The organism is Pantoea sp. Pa-EAmG (genome assembly GCF_030024295.1).
In the GTDB taxonomy this organism is placed as follows: Bacteria; Pseudomonadota; Gammaproteobacteria; order Enterobacterales; family Enterobacteriaceae; genus Pantoea; species Pantoea dispersa.
This window is the reverse complement of sequence record NZ_JASEWO010000003.1, coordinates 1-16,271: the sequence shown is the minus strand read 5'-3', so window position 1 is coordinate 16,271 and position 16,271 is coordinate 1. Positions and strand designations below refer to the sequence as shown.

The following is a 16,271-nucleotide window of genomic DNA, read 5'->3' as shown; positions in this document are numbered from 1 at the left end:
GACGAAAGCCCTCAGCACGGCATGCTCACGCGAGATGCAAATCCTGCACCCCGGTATCAATATGGTCGGCCCAGAACGCCACGCTTTCGGCAATCTCCGCCACCACATTGCTGTCGGTGGGTTCGCGCTCTTTGAAGCTTAGCTCGAGGCAAATCTCGTTATCCTGCGCGCCGCCGCGCGCCAGCGCCTCGAGCAGCGGCTGCGGCTGAATGCGACCGCCGGCATTGTACTGCAATGTAAAGGGCCTGTGCCCGCCTTTATCCATCATGCTCTGCTTTATATGGATGATGGGCGAAACGCGCGGCACCGCTTCAGCCCACGCGTAAGGATCGTAGTCACGCGGATCGTCAGAGGTGACATCGCCATGATCGATATCCGCCATCATCCACATCGGCAGGGCAAACTGTGCCGCGCTCAGCCGCTGTTGCAGCGCCATACAGGCGGGAATGGTTTCGCCAAATTCGCGTCCGACGCTCATCGGTTCCCAGAACAGGTAACGCAGACCGGCCGCTTTGGCGTGTTCCGCCACTTCCGCCCAGCAGTCAATGGCGATGGCAATCAGCGCTTCACGCCGCGCTGCATCGTTAAAATCCCGCTGGGTGAAGATGGCAAACTGCGAGCCCACCGCGACGCCGCCCAGTTCCGCGGTGATGTCGGCAAAGGTCTTGAACCAGTCAATGTAGTAGCGACGTACCGCCGCATCCGGATGACCAAAATGGTTGAGGCGGCCATACGGCCCGGTCATGCCGGAGGTGACGCGCACGCCGGTGGCACGCAGCGCCTGCTGCATGCGGCGCGTCATGTGGGTGAGGGTGGCAGCGGGCCAGCCGGGATTGATAAATTCATGCGTCAGCTGCAGATCGCGGATGCGGATCTGCTGCGCCACGGTGTGAATTAAATCGCCGGGATCGGCGAAGCGGTTCACCAGCGGATTGGTATTCAGCGAAAGCGTTAATGGCATGCGGCACCTCTCAGCCAGCGTGGGCGCGCAGCGGCGCGGCAGGGTGGAAAGTCTGTTCGAACCACTGGCTGAACGCGGTGCGCTGTGCAGCGCTGAGGTGCAGCTGATGTTTGGTGCGACGCCAGAGAATGTCTTCCGGCTGCTGCGCCCATTCGTACTGCACCAGATAACGTACCTCGGCCTCGTACAGCTGGCCGCCAAAATGCTCACCGAGATCGCTCAGCGAACTGGCGGTGCCCAGCAGCGTGCTCATACGCGCACCGTACAGTCGCGCATAGTGCTTGCGCAGCGGCTGCGGCAGCCACGGCCAGCGCGTTTTGATCTCCTCCAGGAAGCTGTCAAAATCGGCATGGGCGATCTCGCCGCCCGGCAGCGTGGCGCTGCGCGTCCAGTCCGCGCCCATGTTGGGGAAAAACGGCGCCAGCTGTTGCAGCGCATGCTCGGCCAGCTTGCGGAACGTGGTAATTTTGCCGCCGAACACGTGCAGCAGCGGCGCATCCTGTTGATTATCCAGGTCGAATACATAATCCCGCGTTACCGCCGAGGGATTACCTTTGCCGTCGTCAAACAGCGGCCGTACGCCGGAGAAGCGGGTAATCACATCGCTGGCGCGCAGCTTAACCTTGAAGTAGCGATTCACCACGTCGATCAGGTACTGCTGCTCGCTATCATCCGCACTGACATCTTCCGCTTTGCCCTGCCAGGGAATGTCGGTGGTGCCGATTAACGCTTTATCACCCTCATAGGGATTGATAAAAATCACCCGCTTGTCGGTGTTTTGCACCAGATAGGCCTGCTGGCCCTCCCAGAATTTTGGCACGATGAGGTGCGAGCCTTTCACCAGCCGCACGCTGCGCTGGCTTTGCGTATGGCTAACCTGATTGACGATATCCAGCACCCACGGCCCGGCGGCATTCACCAGCGCGCGGGCGAACACGGTGCGCTGCGCGCCGCTGGCCTGATCCTGCAGGGTAATCTGCCATTTGCCCGGCAGACGCTGCGCTGCCACGCAGCGGGTGCGCGGCAGAATGGTGGCGCCGCGCTCGGCGGCATCCAGCGCATTGAGCGTCACCAGCCGGGCATCGTCCACCCAGCAATCGGAGTACTCAAAGCCTTTCTGATAGCTGTCCAGCAGCGGCGCGCCCTCAGGATCGCGCGTCAGATCGAGCACGCGCGTGCCCGGCAGTTTTTTGCGTCCGCCGAGGTGGTCATACAGAAACAGCCCCAGCCGCACCAGCCACGCCGGACGATCGGACGGGCTGTGCGGCAGCACAAAGCGCATCGGCCAAATGATGTGCGGCGCCGCGTTCAGCAGCACCTCGCGTTCAATCAGCGCCTCGCGCACCAGGCGGAATTCGTAGTACTCCAGATAGCGCAGGCCGCCGTGCACCAGTTTACCGGAGCGTGAGGAGGTGCCTGCGGCAAGATCGTCTTTTTCACACATCATCACCGACAGCCCGCGCCCGGCGGCATCGCGCGCGATACCGGCACCGTTAATGCCACCGCCGATCACAAACAGATCCAACGTGTTGTCACTCATGCGTTACTCCTTAAAACTGTTTAATGCCTGCCAGGCGGCAGGAAGATCGCGGCGGATCTGCTGATACTGGGGGAACAGCTGCTGGTAGCGCTGCATCAGCGCAGGCGACGGCGCTTCGGCGTCGTCCAGCAGCGGGCGCACCCAGCGTTCAACGCACTGCGCCATGTCCGGATACGCGCCAATCGCCACCGCCGCCATCATGGCCGCTCCCGCTGCGCCGGCTTCCTCGCGCTGGCTGATGCGCACCGGCGCGCCGATGCAGGCGGCAAGAATCTGCCTGAGCGGCTGCGATCGCACCGCACCGCCGGTAAGGCGAATTTCTCCCGGCAGCGTGGCGCCCATCGCCTGATAACAGTCGCGAGCTGCCATGCCGATGCCTTCAATCACGCCGCGCACCAGGTCGCCAAAGTTGTGCTGGTAGTTGAGGCCGGTGAAACTGGCGCGCGCGTCGGCGTTGACGAACGGTCCGCGTTCACCGGCCAGCGAAATGTAAGGATGGAACAGCAGGGTGCCCGGCTGCGCGTCGTTGAGCCAGCGATCGATCTGCTGCACCAGCCGCGCATGATCGGTTTCACAGCCAAAGCTGCTCAGCAGATCGCTGGCCACGTTCAGCAGCCAGTCGAGATTGAGCGTGGAAGCCATGTTGGTTTGCACCTGAGTGACATAACCTGGCCACGGCAGCGGGATCACGTAGCCGGTTTGCGCCGGGTTGAGCCATACCTCGTCAATAGTGACGCTGCGCAGATGCACGCCGGTTGAGCCGACAATCGAACAGGCGGTATTGGCTTCACCGGTGTGCACCCCCGCACCGAGTGCGGTCATCGCCATATCGACATAGCCGAGACACACCGGCGTGCCAGCCAGCAGGCCGGTTTGCCGGGCGGCGTCAGCGGTGAGGCCATGGGTGATTTGCGTACCGTCGATAATCTCCGGCAGCAGGTGGCGCCGGTGGTTAAGCCCCAGCGCGTCAATCACCGTATCGTCGTAGCGCTGGTGGCGATAGTTGCCAAAGGTAAAGCTGGCTTCAGACGGATCGGTGGCGCGCACACCGGTCAGATTGAGATAGAGCCAGTCCTTACAGTGCAATGCCACTTCGGCGCGCGCCAGCAGTTCGGGATAGTGCTGGTCCATGTGCGCCAGCTGCGCACCCTGCTGGCAGGTGTTAAGACCGGTACCGGTGGCCTGAAAGCGTGCGGCGGCCAGCGGCTCCTGATTGAGTTTTTCCACCGTGGCGGCGGCGCGGGCATCCAGCCAGATCCACGCATCGTCCACCGGCTGATTATCAGCACCGACCAGCCAGCTGCCGTCGCCCTGGGCGGTCACCGCTACGGCCACCACGCGCGCCGCCAGATTCTCCACCCGATCGCCGAGCTTGTGAATCGCACTGACCGCATCCTGCCAGGTTTGCGTCATTGACTGCTGGGCGGCACCGCCTGCGCTGCGGTAATAGCGATTGCGCGCCGACGCGCACGCCAGCTGGTTACCTTCCAGATCAAACGCCACCGCTTTAACCACCGAGGTGCCGGAATCCAGACCCAGAATGATATCGCCACTCTCCACATACACCTCCGTTCGCTGCTCCCGGTGCGGGAACCCCTGTTTGGTTTATCCGCAGCCTTGTTAATGAGCTGTGATGATTTTGCTAAATACTGTCTTACACCACTTCTCATGGAGATAACATATCTGATGTATTATTTTTCTCAAAAAAGAATAAATTTCACTCCGGATGGCGAATCCGATCACAAAATCAGTGGGAATTGCGGATGCGCCTGAACACTGTGAAAGGTTTTTAATGATTGTATTAAAGGGGTTTTTAAAAGAATTAAGGGTGATTGTGGGCAAATAAGCGATCCAGATCGCGCTGTGCGAAAAATTGCGCGCCACCTGTTGACAATTTAGTCACAACAGCACAATTCTCATCACACAAGTTATCACATTTATAACATTGCGCGGCGATGAATATCGTCGCTGTGCATCCTGAGAGGTCACGTTATGTCCGAGGTCTCAATCTTAACGCAGCAGCTGGCACGCAAACGTCGGCGGCGCTACATACTCAGCGGCGTGGTGATCGTGGCGCTGGTAGCCGCCATGGCGCTGGATACCAAAGTAGTGCGCATCGGTTCGGCGGACGACGCGCGTCAGCAGGGCTTCTCCGCAGACAGCTACGGGCAGAAAACCTTTCCCGGTATCCAGCAGGATGTCGAAGCGCGCGCGCTGGATGCCGCCACGCTGGCGGCCGCACTGAACAGCGATCGGCAGCAGGCGGTGGCCAGATACGGTGTCGGCTCGCCGCTGCCGGTGCTGCCGGTCAAACTGCAGGGCGTGGTGCAGCCGGGGCAAATGGGTGTCTTCCCGTTACAGGTCGCCGGTCTGCCAGCGGGCACGCAGTTGAGGTTGCAAACCGGCCCGGCGATCACCGGCACCGATCTGCGTGATGCCAGCGGCAAAATTCAGTTTGGTGATTTTACTAATCAGATCGAATACCAGAACGCCGGGGCGGCGATTAACCGCGCCATGAAAGCGGCGGTGCTGGAGAAACTGGACCGCGACGCGCTGCCGGGCAAAACCGTGCAGGTGGTTGGCGTGTTCCGTCTGCTCAGCCCGACCAACTGGCTGATTACGCCGGTGCGCGTGGAGGTGCAATGAAACCGTTCAATGTCAACCCGGCGCTGCTGAAAGGAGAAGTGATTCTGCAGGCGCGCAACGTCAGCAAAGTGTATGGCTCCACCCATGCGCTGAAAGGCGTCAATTTTGAAATCCGCCGCGGCGAAGTTACCACGCTGTTTGGTGAAAACGGCGCCGGTAAATCGACGCTGATGAAAATTCTTTCTGGCGTGATTACGCCAACATCCGGGGAAATTCTGTTAAACGGCGAAGCAAAGGTGTTCCGTTCGGCCACCGAGGCGCGCGACTGTGGTATCTCGATTATTCATCAGGAGCTGAATCTCGCGCCCAACATGAACGTGCGCGACAACATTTTTATGGGGCGCGAAATCATGCGGCCCGGCGGGGTGGATTACGCCGAAGAGGCGCGGCTGACCCGCCATCTGATGGCGGCGCTGGAGGAGGAGATTGATCCGCTGACGCCGGTGGAGAACCTGCGTCTCGGGCAGCAGCAGATTGTGGAGATCGCCCGCGCGCTGTCGGTGAATTCACAAATCCTGATCATGGATGAACCGACCTCGGCGCTCAGCGCGGCGGAAGTGGCGGTGCTGTTCCAGGTCATCCGCGATCTGACCAGTCAGGGCGTGGCGATTGTGTATATCTCACACCATCTGGAGGAAGCTCTGGAGATCACCGATCGCGCAGTGGTGCTGCGTGACGGCGTGATGACCGCCTACGCCCGGCGCGACGAGATCGACCTCGAGTGGATCGTGCGCAACATGGTGGGAGAGCACTTCGACCTCGGTTCACCGCCCGGCGGCTATGCCTTCGGCGGTGACGCGCTGACGGTGCAGGCGTTAACCGTGAAAAGCAAAACCGGCATCCGGCTGGTGGATCAGCTGTCGCTGACGGTGCAGGCCGGCGAGATTGTCTGCATTTATGGCCTGATGGGCGCGGGGCGCACCGAGCTGCTGGAGTGTCTCGCCGGACGGCTGAAGCAGAGCAGCGGGCACATCCTGCTGCAGGATACCGAGATCTCCGCGCTGTCGCTGTCGCAGCGCATCAAAATGGGACTGGCGCTGGTCCCGGAGGATCGTCAGCGCGACGGGCTGGTGCAGACCATGACGGTGGGCGAAAACCTGTCGCTGGCCAGCATCAGCGAGTTTGTGCGCGGGCTGGTGCTGTCAACGCGACGGGAGAAACTGCTGATTGATGACAGCATCCGTAACGTGACGGTCAAGACTGCCGGCGGTGAGGCGGCCATCGGTTCCCTTTCTGGCGGTAATCAGCAAAAAGTGGTGATCGGCAAAATGCTCGCCACCCGACCCAAAGTGATTCTGCTGGATGAACCGAGCCGCGGCATCGATATCGGTGCCAAAGCCGAAGTGTTTCGTCTGCTGGCGGAGAATGCCAGCAAAGGGCTGGCGGTGGTTTACACCACCTCGGAAGTGGGCGAGTGCCTGAGTATCGCGCACCGCATCGTGGTGATGAGCAAAGGGCGCATCTCGGCCATCTTCGACGCCAGCGTGAGTAAAGAACGCATTATGGCCGCTTCGGGCGAGTCTCTGGTGGCATGACATGAAAAACGGAGCAAACGGTATGACTGACAGAACCCAAACGCTGGATAGCGCACCGCGGGTGGCGAAACCGGCCAGCGGCAAGCGCCTCAACCTGGCGCGGCTGCTGCTGGAAGGGCGTGCCTTTATCGCGCTGCTGGTGATTATCGCCACTTTCTCCCTGCTATCGCCCAACTACTTTACCGGCGCGAACTTCCTCACCATGGCATCGCATGTGGCCATCTTCGGTTTGCCGGCGATCGGCATGCTGCTGGTGATCCTCAACGGCGGGATTGATTTGTCAGTCGGCTCGACGCTGGGACTGGCTGGGGTGATGGCCGGCTTTATGATGCAGGGCATCAACCTTGAAGCGCTGGGCGTGGTGCTCTATCTGCCGGTGTGGGCAGTGGCAATTCTGACGCTGGTGCTGGGTGCACTGGTAGGGCTGGTCAACGGCGTGCTGATTGCGATTTTTCGCGTCCCGGCGTTTGTCGCCACGCTCGGCACCATGTATGTGGCGCGCGGTATCGCGCTGCTGATCACCAACGGTCTGACCTACAACAAACTCTCCGGCAGCGAAGCGCTGGGCAATACAGGTTTCGACTGGCTCGGTTTTAACCGCCTGTTCAACATCCCGGTCGGCGTGCTGGTGCTCGGCGCAGTGGCGCTGGCCTGCGGTTTCCTGCTGAGTCGCTCGGCGTTTGGCCGCTGGCTGTATGCCTCAGGCGGTAACGAGCGCGCCGCCGATCTCTCCGGCGTGCCGGTGAAACGCATCAAAATCAGCGTCTACGTGCTGTCGGGTATCTGTGCGGCGATGGCCGGGCTGGTGCTCTCTTCGCAGCTGACCTCCGCCGGTCCGACCGCGGGCACCACCTACGAGCTGACCGCCATTGCTGCGGTGGTGATTGGCGGTGCGGCGCTGACCGGAGGACGCGGTAACGTGCGCGGCACGCTGCTCGGCGCGTTCGTGATTGGCTTTCTCTCTGATGGCTTGGTGATTATCGGCGTTTCTGCCTACTGGCAGACGGTTTTCACTGGCGCCGTGATTGTACTGGCGGTATTGCTCAACACCCTGCAATACGGCCGGCGCGGTCGCTAACCCTGTGCGCGCTGGCAGGCTGGCGCGCGAGTAACCGTAAAACAAACCTGTACCCTAATAATAACGGAGCACCTATGTTCACTAAACGTCTGTTTATCGCCGCCGCCGCGATGGCCATCTCCACCTTTGCCTTACCCAGCTGGGCCAACAACGGCCTGATGACCATCATCGTCAACGATCCCTCCAACCCTTACTGGCTGACTGAGGGCCAGGTCGCGCAGAAGGCGGCGGAGAAGCTGGGCTACAGTGCCAAAGTCAGCGCGCACAAAGGGGATACCAACACCGAAAGCCAGCTGATTGATACGGCGATCACCAATAAATCGAAGGCGATCATTCTCGATCCGGCTAACGCCGACGGCTCGATTGGCTCGGTAAAGAAAGCCATCGCCGCCAATATTCCGGTGTTCGTGATCAATGCCGAACTGAACCAGAGCGGGCTGGCTAAAGCGCAGCTGGTGTCGAATAACGCGCAGGGCGCGGCAGTAGGCGCGATGGAGTGGGTGAAGCAGGTGGGTGACAGCGCCAGCTATGTCGAGCTGGTGGGACCGCCGTCGGATAACAACGCCGCCACGCGCGCCAACGGTTTCGATACCGTGCTGTCTCAGTACCCGACGCTGAAGAAAGTCGGCCAGGAAGTGGCGAACTGGGATCGCACCCAGGGCTTTAACAAAATGCAGTCGCTGCTGCAGGCTAATCCGAACATCAAAGGGGTGATCAGCGGTAACGATGAGATGGCGCTGGGTGCTATCGCCGCCCTGAAGGAAGCCGGCAAACTCAGTCAGGTGAAAGTGGGTGGGTTTGACGGTTCACCGGATGCGGTCGACGCGGTTAAAGCCGGTACGCTGGCCTATACCGTGATGCAGCCGGTAGCGCAGTTTGCGCAGAAGGCGGTAGAGCAGGCGGACACCTTCCTCAAAACCGGCAAAACCGGGGTAGCACAGGAGAAGCAGCTGTTTGACTGTATCCTGATCACCAAAGACAACGCCGGTGATTTCGTTTCGCCGTTTGTCCTGAAGCAGTAAGTCAGATTACCGATGGCGGCATTCTGGCCGTCATCGGTTGCCTGCTGCGCGCCTGATTTGCAAAAGAAACGTTTACGCGCTGTAATCAAAGCCGAAACTGCATTTCCGCTTCACTTTCCGGACGAAACATGGCGCATAACCCGCAAGAGACCTCCGCTGGTCACTTCCTGAATGAAACCTTACCGGGCGACAGCCGTCAGGCGCGTCAGCTGGCACGACGCCAGCTCATAGCCGAAGCCGTGATGGCCGAAGGCGCGGTGCGTATCGAAGATATTACTGAGCGCTTCGGGATCAGCCTGATGACCGCCCATCGCGATATTGATGAGATGGTTGAGCGCGGGCTGCTGCATAAATCACGCGGCGTGGTCTCTGCCACACCAACCAGCCTGGTGGAATCCAGCGATCTCTATCGTGCCACGCGCCAGCTGGAAGAGAAACAGGCGATTGCCGAAGTGGCCGCTGGCTACCTTGAACCCGGCCAGGCGCTGTTTCTTGATGATTCCACCACCGTGCTGCAGATGGCGCGGCTGCTGCCGGCCAAAGCGCCGCTCACGGTGATCACCAACTCGCTGACGTTAATGAATGAATTACGTAACGGACGCGATATCACTTTGATGGGGCTCGGCGGCCAGTTTCATCACTGGTGTAACGCCTTTATGGGGCGCATGACGCGTGACGAAATCGCCAGCCTGCGCGCCGATGTGTTTTTTGTCAGCATGTCGGCGATTATCGATGATGCGGTGTTTCATCAGTCGGCCGAGACGGTGGAGACTAAGCGCGCGATGTTCGAGGCGGCGCAGAAGCGCATCCTGATGATGGATAACACCAAGTTTGAGCGGCGCGCGCTGCATCGCTTTGCCCACCTGAGCGAGTTTGATGTGGTGATCGTCAATCAGGGCACGCCGGTGCCGGTGCTACGTCGCCTGCAGGAGCTGGGGGTGAATGTGGTGGTGGCACCGATGAAAACCGGGCAGGGACGCACAGAGGCGTAATGCCCGGTTTGCGCCTTAGCCAAGGCCGATGAAGAAGCCGGCGATGGTGGCGCTCATCAGATTGGAGAGCGTTGCGGCGATCAGCGCGCGCAGGCCCAGCCGCGCGATTTCCGGGGTGCGCTCTGGTGCGACGGCAGAAAAGGCGCCGACCACCACGCCAATCGAACCAAAGTTAGCAAAGCCGCACAGGGCGAACGAGACGATGGCGATGGTTTTGCCGTCGAGCGCGCCCGTCTGATGCAGATAAGGTGAAAAGCTGATGTAGGCAACAAACTCGTTCACCACCAGTTTCTGACCTATCAGACTGCCCGCCAGCGCCGCATCGTGCCACGCCACGCCCATCAGCCACGCCAGCGGGGCCAGCGCGAAGCCGAGTATTCCCTGCAGGCTGATGTCGCCGTGACCAAACCAGCCGCCGATGCCGCCAAGTATGCCGTTGAGCATCGCGATGATACCGACAAACGCCATCACCACCGTCGCCAGACCGGCGGCTATTTTCATCCCGGTAATCGCTCCGCTGGCGGCGGCTTCAATCAGGCTGCGTGCCGGCGTGTCGCTAAACGACAGGTTGGTAAAAGTCACCTGCGATGCTTCCGTTGCCGGACTGAGCAGCCGGGCGAACAGAATGCCGCCAGGAATGGCCATCAGCGAGGCGGCCAGCAGATATTCAATCGGTACCCCCAGCCCGGCATAGCCGAGCATAGTGGAACCGGCTATTGAAGCCATGCCGCTGCAGATGGCGGTGAACAGTTCGTTGCGATTGAGACGGTTGACGAAGGGTTTGACGATGGCCGGGATCTCATTCTGCCCGAGGAAAATGGTGGTGACCGCCACGAAGGATTCGATCTTACTGATGTTGAGCGCGCGCTGAAAGATGCCGCCCAGCAGCCGAATGATGGCGCCCATCACGCCAATATAGTAGAGCACGCTAACCAGCGCGGTGATAAAGATGATGGCCGGCAGAACGTGAAAAGCGAATACAAAGCCGGCGCCGTTAAACACCTTGTCCATTTGCGGTCCGGCCAGCGCGCCAAACAGAAACGCGCTGCCCGCATCACTGTAAGCCAGCGCCTGATGCACGCCGCTGGCGACTTTTTCCGCCAGCCATTTGCCCGGCGGCAAATAGAGGATCGCGCCGCCGAGGGCAATCTGAATCAGTAACGCGGCACCGGTGGTGCGCAGACTGATGTGCTTTTTATTTACTGACAGCAGAAACGCGATCGCCAGTAATACCACCATACCCAGAACACTTCTCATTATATCCATCATGATATTTCCTGATGTCAGCCTGGTGAGGTTGCATAGCGGTATGGGCGACCACTTTCTGCCCATATTGTGGGGTTAAATGATTAGCGGTACCTGCGCACGCAGTCTTCGACTAAATCCCAGAACCATGCGGTATCCAGCGTGATGCCCACTTTGGTGTTTGCCGGTTTCCCCAGCACGCCCAGCGCATCACACACCGTGCGGCCATAGCAGGGACCGCTGTTGACATCGATTTCGACAAACATCGGCTGAACGTTGAAGGCATCCGGATTGATTAGATAGGCGACGCAGGTCGCATCGTGCACCGGACCACCCGCCAGACCGTAATTGTCGTGCTGGGTTTTCAGCGTAAAATTCATCATATCGCTGAACAGCTTGCCGGCAGGGCCGCCAGCCTTTTCCATGCGGGTAATGATGTCCGGCGTGCACACCGTCTGGTGCGTTAAGTCGAGGCCCATCATCACCAGCGGGGCGCCGGCGGTAAATACCACGCGCGCGGCTTCCGGGTCGGCAAAAATATTAAACTCCGCCGACGGGGTAAAATTACCGGTGCCGTAAGCGCCGCCCATCAGCACAATTTCACGGATTTTAGGAATGATTTTCGGCTGCATGCGCATCGCTACTGCAATATTAGTGAGCGGGCCGACCGGCACCAGCGTGATATCCCCGTCGCTGTTCATCAGCGTATCGATAATAAAGTTCACCGCGTGCTTTGTTTCCGCCTTACGCGTCAGCGGGCCGAACACCGGGCCGTCAAGACCGGTTTCGCCGTGAATATTATCGGCGACGATCTGCTGGCGCATAATCGGCTGCGGCATGCCGGCATAAACTGGCGTGTCAATATTCAGCATCTGGCAAACGTTCAGGCCGTTGACCAGCGTTTTGTCCAGAATTTGATTGCCTGCCACGATACTGATACCGAGCAGTTCAATCGAAGGATGTTTCGCGGCCAGCATGATGGCGATGGCATCATCATGACCGGGATCACAGTCCAGAATAATTTTACGTGCTGTCATGGTTTACTCCTCAGCCTCTTTATTTATCACCTTAATTTCATTGCAGAAATTTTCCGGTGCGGTAGGGTAGAGGCCTTCACCTTAGCAGCGGCGTGACACGCCAGCGTATGAGAAATCTCATAGTGGACATCGAATGATGAAAGAAATAAATAATGACGCGCTGAAGCAACAGTTAATAATGGCGTCCGGCTATTGCGATAAATTTTCAGCCGATGTGATCCCGCACACACATTTATTTCATATTCTTGCCGGGGACTATATTGTGCGTGAGGGGGCTCTGCCGTCGTATATGTTTTATCTGGCGCGCGGTCGCACCAAACTGTATGTCACGCTGGCCAATGGCCGTATTTCGCTGGTGGATTTCTTTAATGCGCCCTGTTTTATTGGCGAGATTGAAGTGCTGGATGAAACGCATGCTTCACGCGCGGTACAAGCGATTGAAGCCTGCTGGTGCCTGGCGCTGCCGGTGAAAACCTGCCGCACGCTATTGTTAAATGATGCACAGTTCCTGCGCCACGCCTGCCTTGGCCTGGTGAAAAAGAATTTCCGCAATATTGTCACCTCAACACGCAATCAGGCGTTTCCGCTGGTTAACCGGCTGGCGGCCTTTATCCTGCTGACCCAGCATGATGGTGTATATAAAGAAAAGCATACGCAGGTAGCGGAGTACCTTGGCGTGACTTATCGCCACCTGCTGTATGTGTTTGCGCAGTTCAGCGCAGAAGGGGTGCTGCGTAAGCAGCAGGGGGGTTATGCGATCGGTAACCGCGCGGCGCTGACGGCCTTAGCCGAAGAGATGGAACCCGGCGCAGCGCTGCCGGGTCACTGAGGTTTATGCGCCCTGGCGGGTGGCCGCCAGCACGATTTCCCGCACGCAGACCGACTGCGGCTGCGAATAGGCGTAATCGATGGCGCTGGCCACATCGTCTGCGCTGAGCACCTTGCCGCCCATTTCGGCTTTCCACGCGTGATAACTGTCCTTAATTGCTTCGCTGGTGGTGTGGCTCAACAGTTCAGTTTCAACAGCGCCGGGTGCGATGACGATCACGCGTACATTGTGCGGCGACAGCTCTTCGCGCAGGTTCTCTGACATGCCATGCACAGCGAATTTAGTGCCAACATACACTGCATGATTAGGAAACGTCTTCCGTCCGGCCACTGAGCTGATGTTAATGATCGTGCCCCTTTTACGGTCAATCATGCCTGCGGTGACCGCCTGCACGCCATTGAGCAGGCCTTTCACGTTGACGTCGAACATCTTATCCCATTCGCCGGCATCCTGTTGTTCAATCGCGCCGAGCAGCATCACGCCCGCATTGTTAATCAGCGCATCGACCGGGCCAAACTGCTGCTCAGCATCCTGCACTGCGGTGGTCAATGCGTGGCGATCGGTCACATCAACCGCGCGGCACAGGGTATTGGGCAGGTTCAGTGCCGTCATACGATCGATACGGCGAGCCAGCAGCAGCAGGGCATGTCCACGCGCCGAAAGCAGCTTTGCCGTGGCAAGACCGATACCGGAGCTGGCACCGGTGATGACGATTAAAGGTTTAACATTCTGCGTCATAATGACTTCCTCATAGATAAAATTAATGGCGAAGCTGAGGTGTGCACTTTAAATCGCGCAGAAATTGGTGAAAAATGGTTTATTTCTTTCGCCGATATAATGATTTTCTATGGATAAGCGACAGCTAAAAGCTTTTATCTGCGTGTTTGAGGAGCGCAACATCACGCGCGCCGCACAGTTACTCAATCTGACGCAGCCCGCGCTCTCGGCCACGATCAAACTGCTGGAAGAGGAGCTGGCCACCACGCTTTTTATCCGCAGGCCGCGCGGCGTGGAGGTCACGGAGGACGCTCGCGTCCTGTATCCGCAGGCGCGCAAGATGCTCAGCGATATGCAGGCGCTGGTGACACGCTTTCGGCAGCCGTCGGATTGCCTGCCGCTGAAGATTGGCGTTGAAGGGGATGTCGCCCCCGCCCAGCTGGCGCAACTGCTGACGGCCATCCGGCAACATTTTCCCACGGTGCTGCTTAGCGTCGAGCCCGGCTGCGTGGGCGATATCCGGCTGGCGTGTGAAAGCCTGCGCTGCGAAGATGAGCTGTTTATGCCGCTATTTGAAGAGCACTACGTGCTGGCGTATCCCGCCAGTCACGCGCTAAGTCAGCTGGAAACGCTGACCCATGAACAGTTACATCCGCTGCCGTGGGTGATGGTGCCGACTGATGAGTCGCATCAGCGGCTGCTGCCGTTTTACGGTGCGGGTGCGGCCGCGGCCAACGCCGGCAGCTACGCGCTGGCGCTGGATCTGGCGGAAGCCGGCTTTGGCGTCACCATTGCGCCGGCGCCGCTGGTTGCCGCGCGGCATCGCCTGGCCTGGCGCGCTTTACCCGGTCAGCCGCTGATGCGGCGTGTCGGCATTTGCTATGCGGTTCAGGCGCAGGCCAATCCGGCGGTAGAACGGCTGCTGGCGCACTTCAGCCACGGCGCGCCTTTGCGTACTTCGTGATAGATCCGGTGCGCTGCAGGGCGCACCGGATCAAAGCGGATTAGCGCGGGTTCATCATGTCAAATATGGCGTCAAAATTGCCGTCGCGTTCGGCCCAGCGCCGCGCATGGTCACGCTCCAGCAGCAGTTCGCCGCGCGCGACCGGGCCATTTTCCAGCATCTGCAGAATCTGCGCGATATAGTCTTCCAGCGGCATGGCACGGGGATCGCTGAGCTGGTGATCACCGGTCAGCGCCGTCTGTAGATATGGCGGCAGCATTTCCAGCACCTCAACCGGGGTATTACGCAGCTGATGACGCAGCGAAACCAGCCAGGAATGCAGAAAGGCTTTGCTGGCGCAGTAGGTGGGAAAACTGGCCAGCGGCATGAAGGCCAGCGCGGAACTGGTTGCCATCAGCGTGGCCTGCGGCTGACGGCGCAGCAGCGGCAAAAACGCGGCGGTGACGCGAATCACACCGAGGATGTTGGTCATCACGATTTGCTCAGCAATATCACTGGTCCATTCGTCTGTCGTCACCGTTTCCGGCTGCGAGATACCGGCGTTGGCGATCAGCACGTTGATATGCGGGAACTGCGCGTGAATCGCCGCAGAACAGCGGGCGAGGGCGGTGGTGTCATTAACGTCCAGAGCAAAGCCGGTAATGGCCGGGCGCTGGGCGGTGATCTCATCGAGCAGCGCCTGACGTCTGCCGGTGATAATGACGCGGTTACCGCGATCGTGAAAAACCTCGGCCATGCGGCGGCCAATACCGCTGGTTGCGCCGGTGATGAGCAGGGTGTTGTTGGTCAGTTTCATAGTGTGCCTTGTCAGTCAGAGAATGAAAGGCCACGTGCAGTGATGCACTGCTAGCGATCCCGTGAAACAGGATGCGTAGAAAGCGTGAACGATGCCGTGGCGCTGTTCCGGTTTTCCTCTGCGCAGAGGCCCATTCCGGTTCAGGGCGCGTTGGATGACGGTAACGCCTACGGCAAGTCAGAAGTGAGATGCGCGCTTACTATATAGCGAGCCGGGGAGGGATGTCTATCCTGTCGTCCTGTTCCTGCAGACTGTGGCGTTTCGTTTTCTGACCATGATCAGTTATGCTGATTTGTATTAAAAATCATAAAGGAATTATAAAGTGCGCACCCGCGATTCGGCTCGTTTGCTTATTATAAATCCCCTTAATCAGGTTTTATTATTCTGGTTTAAGCATAAAAATAATGCCCTGTCAGGCAGAGAATACTGGGCTACACCCGGTGGAGGCGTTGAACCGGGAGAGACTTTTGAACAGGCAGCTATCAGAGAGCTCAGAGAAGAAACAGGCTTTTATGTCGATGATGTGGGGCAGCCGTTAACTGAGCGCAGTTTTGAAATGACGCTTCCCAGCGGTGAGGTGGTTTTGGCAAATGAACGATTTTATTTAATTAAAGTTGGAGATGAAGATATCTGTACCAGTGGTTGGACTGAAAATGAAAAGTCAGTCATTGATAGTTATCACTGGTGGGATCTTACTGAGCTGCGAAACACTCGCGACGTCGTTTATCCAATAAATATTGCTGATCTCTGAACATTGCCGGATTAATTACGCGACGTGTCATAGCGTTGAGCGTATGAATCTATCATTGCCGCTTTCAAATGGAATCTTATTGCAGGTGATCAGAGTATGTTCAGTGGAGCCGACACAAGCTTAGGAAAGCAAAGTTTGAAGCATGGACTCTGGGTTGA

At 58.7% G+C, this 16,271-nt stretch carries 15 protein-coding genes; 8 read left to right on the top strand and 7 right to left on the bottom strand.

Features of this window, described 5'->3' with window-relative positions; all coding sequences use genetic code 11:
- Window positions 1-25 precede the first annotated feature (25 nt).
- The 3 genes from QMM04_RS00815 to QMM04_RS00805 are packed head-to-tail and all read right to left on the bottom strand — an operon-like array spanning window position 26 to window position 4,061.
- On the bottom strand, window positions 26-961 hold the full coding sequence (locus QMM04_RS00815) for a TIM barrel protein (protein WP_058780570.1): 936 nt from the start codon (window positions 959-961) through the stop codon (window positions 26-28).
- A gap of 10 nt (window positions 962-971) precedes the next feature.
- Complete coding sequence (locus QMM04_RS00810; RefSeq protein WP_282995467.1) at window positions 972-2,501, bottom strand: glycerol-3-phosphate dehydrogenase; 1,530 nt, start codon at window positions 2,499-2,501, stop codon at window positions 972-974.
- A 3-nt stretch (window positions 2,502-2,504) separates the two neighbouring features.
- A complete protein-coding gene (locus QMM04_RS00805) occupies window positions 2,505-4,061 on the bottom strand; it encodes an FGGY-family carbohydrate kinase (protein ID WP_282995466.1) in 1,557 nt (518 codons plus the stop codon).
- A gap of 432 nt (window positions 4,062-4,493) precedes the next feature.
- On the opposite strand from QMM04_RS00805, the gene QMM04_RS00800 reads away from it, so the two are divergent.
- The 5 genes from QMM04_RS00800 (at window position 4,494) to QMM04_RS00780 (ending at window position 9,774) form a co-directional block, all read left to right on the top strand.
- Window positions 4,494-5,147, top strand: coding sequence for a DUF2291 domain-containing protein (locus tag QMM04_RS00800; protein WP_282995465.1), 654 nt, complete (start codon window positions 4,494-4,496; stop codon window positions 5,145-5,147).
- Window positions 5,144-6,682 carry a sugar ABC transporter ATP-binding protein gene (locus QMM04_RS00795; RefSeq protein WP_282995464.1) on the top strand — a complete coding sequence of 513 codons (1,539 nt, stop codon included), beginning with the start codon at window positions 5,144-5,146 and terminating at the stop codon, window positions 6,680-6,682. The genes QMM04_RS00800 and QMM04_RS00795 overlap by 4 nt, the downstream gene beginning before the upstream one ends.
- A 22-nt stretch (window positions 6,683-6,704) precedes the next feature.
- Window positions 6,705-7,760, top strand: a complete 1,056-nt coding sequence (locus QMM04_RS00790) for an ABC transporter permease (protein ID WP_058758647.1) — start codon at window positions 6,705-6,707, stop codon at window positions 7,758-7,760.
- Between the two features lie 74 nt (window positions 7,761-7,834).
- Window positions 7,835-8,782 (top strand): D-ribose ABC transporter substrate-binding protein, encoded by a 948-nt coding sequence (locus QMM04_RS00785; RefSeq protein WP_058758551.1) that lies wholly within the window; start codon window positions 7,835-7,837, stop codon window positions 8,780-8,782.
- A 128-nt stretch (window positions 8,783-8,910) separates the two neighbouring features.
- A complete protein-coding gene (locus QMM04_RS00780) occupies window positions 8,911-9,774 on the top strand; it encodes a DeoR/GlpR family DNA-binding transcription regulator (RefSeq protein WP_021506045.1) in 864 nt (287 codons plus the stop codon).
- A 15-nt stretch (window positions 9,775-9,789) separates the two neighbouring features.
- Here the strand turns inward: QMM04_RS00780 and QMM04_RS00775 are convergent, their stop codons facing one another.
- Window positions 9,790-11,040, bottom strand: a complete 1,251-nt coding sequence (locus QMM04_RS00775; RefSeq protein WP_058774759.1) for a NupC/NupG family nucleoside CNT transporter — start codon at window positions 11,038-11,040, stop codon at window positions 9,790-9,792.
- An 83-nt stretch (window positions 11,041-11,123) separates the two neighbouring features.
- Entirely contained in the window at window positions 11,124-12,056 is a 933-nt protein-coding gene (gene rihB / locus QMM04_RS00770; protein ID WP_058769797.1) for a ribosylpyrimidine nucleosidase, read from the bottom strand.
- 136 nt (window positions 12,057-12,192) lie between these two features.
- Here rihB and yeiL point away from each other — a divergent pair, with 136 nt between their 5' ends.
- On the top strand, window positions 12,193-12,885 hold the full coding sequence (yeiL, locus tag QMM04_RS00765) for a transcriptional regulator YeiL (RefSeq protein ID WP_132462948.1): 693 nt from the start codon (window positions 12,193-12,195) through the stop codon (window positions 12,883-12,885).
- A 3-nt stretch (window positions 12,886-12,888) separates the two neighbouring features.
- On the opposite strand, the gene QMM04_RS00760 is transcribed toward yeiL, so the two are convergent.
- Window positions 12,889-13,623 carry an SDR family oxidoreductase gene (locus QMM04_RS00760; protein ID WP_282995462.1) on the bottom strand — a complete coding sequence of 245 codons (735 nt, stop codon included), beginning with the start codon at window positions 13,621-13,623 and terminating at the stop codon, window positions 12,889-12,891.
- Between the two features lie 109 nt (window positions 13,624-13,732).
- Here QMM04_RS00760 and QMM04_RS00755 point away from each other — a divergent pair, with 109 nt between their 5' ends.
- Window positions 13,733-14,566 carry a LysR family transcriptional regulator gene (locus tag QMM04_RS00755; protein ID WP_282995461.1) on the top strand — a complete coding sequence of 278 codons (834 nt, stop codon included), beginning with the start codon at window positions 13,733-13,735 and terminating at the stop codon, window positions 14,564-14,566.
- A gap of 40 nt (window positions 14,567-14,606) precedes the next feature.
- On the opposite strand, the gene QMM04_RS00750 is transcribed toward QMM04_RS00755, so the two are convergent.
- Window positions 14,607-15,362, bottom strand: coding sequence for an SDR family NAD(P)-dependent oxidoreductase (locus QMM04_RS00750; protein WP_282995460.1), 756 nt, complete (start codon window positions 15,360-15,362; stop codon window positions 14,607-14,609).
- A gap of 322 nt (window positions 15,363-15,684) precedes the next feature.
- On the opposite strand from QMM04_RS00750, the gene QMM04_RS00745 reads away from it, so the two are divergent.
- A complete protein-coding gene (locus tag QMM04_RS00745; protein ID WP_282995459.1) occupies window positions 15,685-16,113 on the top strand; it encodes an NUDIX domain-containing protein in 429 nt (142 codons plus the stop codon).
- Window positions 16,114-16,271 lie beyond the last annotated feature (158 nt).

Bases quoted from the DNA above. Each gene is read 5' to 3' on its own strand.
- yeiL (WP_132462948.1), top strand. From the start codon at position 12,193: ATGAAAGAAATAAATAATGACGCGCTGAAGCAACAGTTAATAATGGCG.
- rihB (WP_058769797.1), bottom strand. From the start codon at position 12,056: ATGACAGCACGTAAAATTATTCTGGACTGTGATCCCGGTCATGATGAT.
- QMM04_RS00780 (WP_021506045.1), top strand. From the start codon at position 8,911: ATGGCGCATAACCCGCAAGAGACCTCCGCTGGTCACTTCCTGAATGAA.
- QMM04_RS00755 (WP_282995461.1), top strand. From the start codon at position 13,733: ATGGATAAGCGACAGCTAAAAGCTTTTATCTGCGTGTTTGAGGAGCGC.
- QMM04_RS00800 (WP_282995465.1), top strand. From the start codon at position 4,494: ATGTCCGAGGTCTCAATCTTAACGCAGCAGCTGGCACGCAAACGTCGG.
- QMM04_RS00790 (WP_058758647.1), top strand. From the start codon at position 6,705: ATGACTGACAGAACCCAAACGCTGGATAGCGCACCGCGGGTGGCGAAA.
- QMM04_RS00815 (WP_058780570.1), bottom strand. From the start codon at position 961: ATGCCATTAACGCTTTCGCTGAATACCAATCCGCTGGTGAACCGCTTC.
- QMM04_RS00810 (WP_282995467.1), bottom strand. From the start codon at position 2,501: ATGAGTGACAACACGTTGGATCTGTTTGTGATCGGCGGTGGCATTAAC.
- QMM04_RS00775 (WP_058774759.1), bottom strand. From the start codon at position 11,040: ATGGATATAATGAGAAGTGTTCTGGGTATGGTGGTATTACTGGCGATC.
- QMM04_RS00750 (WP_282995460.1), bottom strand. From the start codon at position 15,362: ATGAAACTGACCAACAACACCCTGCTCATCACCGGCGCAACCAGCGGT.
- QMM04_RS00785 (WP_058758551.1), top strand. From the start codon at position 7,835: ATGTTCACTAAACGTCTGTTTATCGCCGCCGCCGCGATGGCCATCTCC.
- QMM04_RS00760 (WP_282995462.1), bottom strand. From the start codon at position 13,623: ATGACGCAGAATGTTAAACCTTTAATCGTCATCACCGGTGCCAGCTCC.
- QMM04_RS00795 (WP_282995464.1), top strand. From the start codon at position 5,144: ATGAAACCGTTCAATGTCAACCCGGCGCTGCTGAAAGGAGAAGTGATT.